Source organism: bacterium (genome assembly GCA_028820935.1).
Taxonomy (GTDB): Bacteria; Actinomycetota; Acidimicrobiia; order Spongiisociales; family Spongiisociaceae; genus Spongiisocius.
In genome coordinates this window covers 204,320-211,149 of record JAPPHZ010000045.1, presented here as the reverse complement: position 1 = coordinate 211,149, position 6,830 = coordinate 204,320, and the positions used below count along the sequence as shown (strand labels likewise).

Genomic DNA, 6,830 nt, shown 5'->3' with positions numbered 1-6,830 from the left:
CCGGGGTGGGGAACTTCGACGATCAACTCCGGGGAATCTCACTGATCGCCATCACGGCCGCTTCCTCCGGGGTCTTGTTGTAGTCGGTCGGGGTCACGTCAGTTGGTGCCGCCAAGAGCCCTCGGTAGCTGAATTGCCTCACCTGGGGCGCTTCGACAACGAGAGTGGCTGTCCCCCCGCAGGCGGTGTCAAGTGATGGTGCCGCAGCCATCACTTGACTCTGGGCCATCAAGCGGCTGTGTTGAATCGCCGGATAATCCAGGCTCGGCGCACGAACCAGTCTCTCGAGACCGCCCGCCGATCGCGCCTGATTGATGAGCTCCACTATCTGTGTCTCCAGTACAGCGGCGTCGATCAACGGGAGAGCCTTCCCGTGTTTCGTAACGTACTGCGAAACCGAGGCGGCAGTCGGTGTAGGAGTGGGATCCTCCACCGGCGAGACGGTAGGACGAGCGAAGATGAAGGTGGACGTAGGAACTGGCGGGGCCGGCGAGGAGAGCTGAAAGCCGGGGATGATCGCCGCAACGTTGTCCCGCTCGGACCAGACACCCCATCCCAGTGCGACTAGCAGGATGACCGCCCACATCCGCCCCCGTCCACCACGGGCCGGGGGCTTCGGGCCTGACCTGTTCCTCTGGCACTGCACGCAGGTACAGGCAGGCGGATGGTCGTAGTACCAGTTAGGGCGATTGGACATGTGCTAGCCCTGATTCTTCATGTTCCCGTCGCTCCACTGCAAAGTGCCATCTTAAGGACCCAATAGCGTCTCGTTCGGCGTTGATCGCTGAAGCGGGGTGTTCGACGATGCGCAGGCGCCTCGTCTAGCAAGGGCCTATGTCAGGATGGAAGCGGAGTCGCGGAAAGCGGCACGAAGATCCAGGGCTTTTCCCGCGGGACGCGGCCGGCGTGCGACCACATCTGCAACGACACAGGATGTGGGATCTCTTGAAGGGAAGGGGCCAAGCCGCGCGCCTTTGCCGCCTCACTTGAGGCGAAGCACTCCTCGCAGCTAGCTCATCCCGAACCGGAACGGGGTCTACTGTTGCCTTAAATGGGGCTCCCCCTCGTTAGCTCCGGAGGTGATGATAGAATAGGGCAGGCAAAGAAAGGGCATAGGTCTGGTGGCTCCTTCTGTAGGGTATGTGAGGGTCAATGTTGACGTCGAGGGTGTGGCGGTTTCCGAGAAACGTCAAGCTATCTTCGATTATATAGATAAGTTCAACGAGTCGAATGACTATATGACAGGTCGGGAGACACAAACACCCGTAAGTGTCTATAGCGAAAACGTGTCTCTGACGAGTCCTCAGGGCATATTCAAGCCTCAGAATATGAACCATGTTTTGTCCATCAGGACCGGATATCCAAAGGACTCGGACAACCCACAGTACAAGGATCAGGTCAGAATACGCAAGGCACTCTTGAGGGATGACGATCTCGAATACGACTTTCGAGAAGACCCAGATATGGGAGATAATCTGCGGCTTCGTGATGTCTGCATGAGGCGTATACCAGTAATTTGGTTCCTCGGTATGGAACCAGCCAGTAGTCGCGGACCCGTTCGTTATCATGCCATAGTACCGACATACATTGTTGAGTGGAATCCAGACGAGCGAAACGTAAAGCTTTTTCTTGGACCTCGTCGACGAGTTGTACCTCACACTAGAGATCGGCCACCTAGATATAGTAGGGATAGGCCGGTGTATCGACTACCTACTCTACAAGAGCATAAGGACCGCATACGCGAGGTTAAGGTAAGAGATCAGCAGAGACCGTTTCGGGAAAAGCTCTTGAGAGCCTACAAATACAGCTGTGCCATATGTAGGCTTCCAGACCAAAACGTATTAGATGCCTGTCATATCAAACGCTACGAAGATGGCGGTTCGAGTGAAGTATCTAATGGCTTACTATTGTGTAAGAACCATCACGCAGCATTCGATCGTTGGCTGATCGGTATAGATTCACAGTTCGTACTGCATTCCGACCACCTAGACACCAAGGGACATCGGTGGCATGAGGAACTCAAAGAAAAGCACGGTACTCCACTGAACCTACCAAGGTTGACGAGCCAACACCCGAGCCCGGCATTGCTTGGAGAGCGCTTCCTGGAATTCCAAGGAGAGCTTCGGAAGCGCAGCCGCTGACCGATCATGTCTCATGGCTGGTAGCAGACAAGTCGGCAAGTGGAGATACTGTGCTCCCTGGTCTCGGAGAGAGACAGCCAGTCAGCTTGCAGATCCTCGGTGAGGCAATGCAAATGGCGGGCCTTGATGAATACGACCTCTCCGAGGCTTAGAGGAATAATCTCATCCGCTGTTCGAGGATTGGACGGCTGAGGATTCCGGTCATGTTAAGAACCTCGAGGTTGAAGCGATCATCAGGACTGCGCGACCACCATTCTTCCGCGACCCAGCCAAGGTCCTCAGCGGCCGGTTCGGACGAGGGTTCGACCCCGGCCGCTTCCATCCATTTCGTCTCGTTACGAGCGGGCCTAAACGCGCACTCCCGGCGGGTCCGGGCTCTCGTTGGCTGCGAACCAGGTGTCTGGTCGGGCGACACCCGCCAGTTGTTTGACCCCGGTACGACCTAGAGTGATCTGCCGTGGAAACCCCTCTCCGGTCGGCTACCCGTGTCGCTTCGTCGCCTTTGTGGGGAGCGCAGGGATCCGTGCGCAGGTTGCTGGCGGGCCTGTTGGTGCTCCTGATCGCTGTTTCGGGATCCGGGGTGGGAGTATCACCCGCAAGAGCTGACGATGTGCCGGTGCCGGCATGTTCCGACCTCACGGTCGTGTTCGCCCGCGGCTCGGATCAGGTGCTGGCGGCCGGCACCGGTCATGGGGGTATGGCCCAGGCCTATTTCGATCATGTCGATACCCGTCTGCCGGGGTATTCGATCAACAAGTACGAGCTGGGGACTCGAGCCTACGGGGGTTACCGGTATCGGGCTGTCGGGATCTCAGCGATCCTCGATCTGTACCGCACCAACATCATCAGGATCATCTGGTCCTTGATCTGGCGGATCTCCGGTCAGGATGCGGGCAGTTCGTCTTCGGGTAGCGATCTGCTCGAGATCAACCGTTTGGGGGCGGTGGAGTACAGGGACTCCGTTATCGAGGGCATCGGCGAGTTCACCGCGTATCTCGAGGATCGGGGGACCGAGTGCCCTGACGAGGTGTTCTTAGTTGGTGGGTTCTCGCAGGGTGCGCAAGTCATCAGGCGGAGTCTGTTCCTGCTCGGCAAAGGAGAGAGGGATCGCGTCGCCCACGTTGCCCTGTTCAGCGATCCGACCCTGCATCTTCCGGAGGGGGGAAGCGCGGGTTGGGTCGAGGGCTGCCGGCAGGGGATTGCGGGAGCGGTGTCGCCCTGGAGACGTGGAACCGTCGGGTGCTCGACCAGCAACGGACTCCTGAATCTCGATGGGTTGACGTTCCTCAGGGTCGGTCCTCGTGCACCCTACGTTCCGTCCGATATCGAGTCCCGCGTGGGGTCGTGGTGCGAGGGGACGGACGGGGTCTGTACCGGTAGCGTCCTCGACCTGGTCCTCGGCATACATTTCCATGTGGGAACCCGACGCCTCCACGTGCCCATACACAGCGTGTATACGGACAAGTATTTCGACGAGGCGGCGAGCGAAGCCATAACCCGCGTGCTGGAAGCGCCCAAGTAGCAGCGGGGTCCTCGCGGCACACGAACGAAGGGGCTCTCCCGTTCGGGTGTCCTGCCCGACTCATCCCGCGGCTGCGATAAGAATGACGTCACCAAGCCCGAGGAAGTTCACGTCGCCTATTCAGCCAGACGGTCGAGGATCCGCCGATATCGTGCTATCGACTTGGCAAGCCGCTCTTGGAACGCATCATCGGCCCGGCGGTTGTCGATGTGGCTATCGATGGCGTCGCGGACCGCCTGAGACACACTCACACCATCGACCTGAGCGACCATCTCCAGTGCGTCAGCCTGGTCAGCAGGGAGCCGCAACGTCATCGCCTTCTGTGTGTCTGCCATGGGACCCCTCCAGGCGCTCGGTCCGTACCACCCTACCGACCTGGTCGCTATATGCAAGCCACCATGCCACTGAGATACCGAGGGAGGGAGTTTCAGCGGGCCAATCGGGCTCCAAACATCAGATTGTCGTGAGGCGGCGCGATAGCCCGATCCATAGTGCCTCCACCGGTACCTCCTCGCGGACGGCTGACGGCAGATGCATGTGCCGTCTTGCCGGCCTATGAGCCGTGCCGGTTCACGTCCAGGTGGTGACTATGACGGCCATGACGGTGTGGCCGATGATGCCTATGCCTCCGTTGGCGCGGACGATCCACCGTCCCCGGCCTTCGTAGATGGCGTTGACCATGGCTTGGAGGGCTACGAATGCGAATCCGGTCAGCAGGCCCAGGACCAGTCCTTCACCGAACGTGGAGGCGCCTGTGGCGCGGGCGATCATGGCCAGGACGGTCGCCATCACGAAGTAGGCGACGAAGGTGACCACGAAGAAGATGGGCTTGGGTCCGTCGGTTGGGGGTTCGATCCCGGCGCCTTCCATCCATTTCGTGCCCATGACCTTCGGCTGGTACCAGATGGCGGCCAGGCCGAAGAACGCGATGGCCGCGACGATGATTGCCAGCCAGTTCAGTCCGCTGAGTGAGAGCACGGTCCTCCGTTCGTAACGTGCTCGCAGTGTAGGAACGGCCGGGGACAAGAAACCTCGCTGCGCCCGTGACGCGCCGGCGGGCCGTGACGGAGTGCCCCAAGCGCGGTTGGTGCTTTGATACCTGCTTCCACCTTCATAACGTGTGACCGTGCGGCGCAGGACGAAGATCGTGGCGACGATGGGCCCGGCGGTGGCCGACCTGGACGCGGTCCGGGGCCTGGTACAGGCCGGGATGGACGTCGCCCGGCTCAACTTCAGCCACGGCGACCACGAATCCCACATCCGGATGATCAAGTGGATACGCCAGGCCGCCGCGGAGGTGGGCCGCTCCATCGCCATCCTCCAGGACATCCAGGGGCCGAAGACGCGGGTGGGTCACTTCCGGGACGGCTCTGTCGATCTGCCGCAGGGGGCGACCGTCCGCCTCGCAGTGACCGGGGACGAGGGCGGCCCCGACCTGATCCCGGTCGACTATCCACGCTTGCTCGACGACGTGCGCACGGGGGCGCGGGTGGTGATGGCCGACGGCCTGATCGAGGGTCGGGTCACCGGCTCGGACGGCGGGGGGTTGACGGTTCTCCTCGAACGTGGTGGGGAGCTGCTCGACCGCAAGGGGATCGCCTTCCCCGACAGCGACCTCGAGCTCGGGCCGGTCACCGAGAAGGATCGCGTGGATCTCGAGCTGGGCCGGCAACTCGGCGTCGACTACGTGGCCGCCTCGTTCGTCAAGCGGGGCGAGGACATATCGCAGGTGCGCGAGCTGGCCGGCGGCTCCACGCCGGTCATCGCCAAGGTGGAGCTGGCCCTGGCCTATAGCAATCTCGACTCGATCCTGGATCAGGCCGACGGCGTGATGGTGGCCCGCGGTGATCTGGGCGTAGAGTTGCCGCTGCAGACGATCCCCAACGTGCAGGCCGACATCCTGCATCGGACCAACCAGGCCGGGCTCATCTCCATCACCGCCACCGAGATGCTGGAGTCGATGGTCACCGCGTTGCGGCCCAGCCGGGCCGAGGTGACCGACGTGGCCAACGCGGTCGCCTCGGGCACCGACGCCGTGATGCTCTCCGCGGAGACTGCGGTGGGACGCCATCCGGTGCGGGTGGTCGAGGCCATGTCGTCCATCTGTGTGGAGGCCGAGCGCTACCGGGACCAACAGATGACCGGTGCCGATGCCATAGATTTCCTGGAGAGCACCATGACCTTCGCCTCGGCCACCGCCAAGGCGGCCACCGAGGCGGCCCGCAACCTCGGGTTCAGGACCATCGTGGCCTTCACCGAGTCCGGCGGCACGGCCCGCCTGCTGTCGAAGTACCGGCCTTCGGCGGACATCATGGTGTTCGCGCCCAGCGGGAGGATCCGGCGTCGCATGGCCCTTTTCTGGGGAGTCACCCCGATCCGGTTCGAGCCCAGGGCGTCCACCGACCTGATGTTCGCCGCGGCCGAGAAGTACCTCGAGAAGGAGGGGGTGTGCGAGCGCGGCGAGGGGGTGGTGATGATCGCCGGGACGCCTCCCAACACCCAGGCCAAGACCAACCTGGTCAAGCTGCACGTGATCGGCGAGCGCCTGAGAGCATCGTGGAGAGCCGGCAGGCGCGGCCGTCGATGAGGCGCCGGGACAGCGAGCCCCCACGGGCCGGCTCGCGGCCGATGACCCGTACCGGGGTCGGCTACCATGCGACCGCCTCGGCACAGGGTTGCTCAGCACCTTCTGTGGTTCCGGGGCGAGATGGGAGAGGAGCGAGTTGGGCCAGTTGATCGAGGTCGATCACCTACTGCTGGGGGACGTGGCGGTCTTCGACACCGACCGGAGCCTCTCGGGTCAGGAAGGTGAGACGTACCGGAGCGCCGAGGCGGCCGGGCAGGCCGATACCTACCCCGCTCGTCTTGCGGCCGCGCTGTTCGAGGTGACCCCTTCGCTCACCTCGGTCTACGTGTTCTCCAACACTATTTCGGTTCGTCGCTTCGGAGGCTGGACCGATGACCTCTTGGCGGCGATGTCCGACACCATCCGCAACTCGCTCGCCTTCTACGTGGACCACTCCTAGCCGTTTCTCTCGAGAAGCTGCGTGTAGCAGTCGGGGGTCCGGTCGTCCCTACCTACTGTCCAGGTTCGGTGGTTCATCATCCACACCCGAGCCGACGAGAACGCGAAAATCGCGGGAACACGCCCCAACCCGGCGGGCCCA

General features: G+C 62.1%; 6 protein-coding genes. 3 read left to right on the top strand and 3 right to left on the bottom strand.

The genetic code is table 11. The features are described from left to right. Window positions 1-22 precede the first annotated feature (22 nt). Window positions 23-358: a hypothetical protein gene (locus OXM57_13990; protein ID MDE0353789.1), complete on the bottom strand. Its 336-nt coding sequence runs from the start codon at window positions 356-358 to the stop codon at window positions 23-25. A gap of 2,240 nt (window positions 359-2,598) precedes the next feature. On the opposite strand from OXM57_13990, the gene OXM57_13985 reads away from it, so the two are divergent. Then, window positions 2,599-3,663 (top strand): cutinase family protein, encoded by a 1,065-nt coding sequence (locus OXM57_13985; GenBank protein ID MDE0353788.1) that lies wholly within the window; start codon window positions 2,599-2,601, stop codon window positions 3,661-3,663. 116 nt (window positions 3,664-3,779) lie between these two features. Here the strand turns inward: OXM57_13985 and OXM57_13980 are convergent, their stop codons facing one another. Together OXM57_13980 and OXM57_13975 are read right to left on the bottom strand one after the other, a co-directional pair. Next, window positions 3,780-3,998 carry a CopG family transcriptional regulator gene (locus tag OXM57_13980; GenBank protein ID MDE0353787.1) on the bottom strand — a complete coding sequence of 73 codons (219 nt, stop codon included), beginning with the start codon at window positions 3,996-3,998 and terminating at the stop codon, window positions 3,780-3,782. A gap of 235 nt (window positions 3,999-4,233) precedes the next feature. Beyond that, window positions 4,234-4,641: a DUF1761 domain-containing protein gene (locus tag OXM57_13975; protein MDE0353786.1), complete on the bottom strand. Its 408-nt coding sequence runs from the start codon at window positions 4,639-4,641 to the stop codon at window positions 4,234-4,236. A gap of 148 nt (window positions 4,642-4,789) precedes the next feature. Here OXM57_13975 and pyk point away from each other — a divergent pair, with 148 nt between their 5' ends. Both pyk and OXM57_13965 read left to right on the top strand, forming a co-directional pair. After that, window positions 4,790-6,250 carry a pyruvate kinase gene (gene pyk / locus OXM57_13970; GenBank protein ID MDE0353785.1) on the top strand — a complete coding sequence of 487 codons (1,461 nt, stop codon included), beginning with the start codon at window positions 4,790-4,792 and terminating at the stop codon, window positions 6,248-6,250. A 136-nt stretch (window positions 6,251-6,386) separates the two neighbouring features. Next, window positions 6,387-6,689, top strand: coding sequence for a hypothetical protein (locus tag OXM57_13965; protein ID MDE0353784.1), 303 nt, complete (start codon window positions 6,387-6,389; stop codon window positions 6,687-6,689). Window positions 6,690-6,830: the final 141 nt, after the last annotated feature.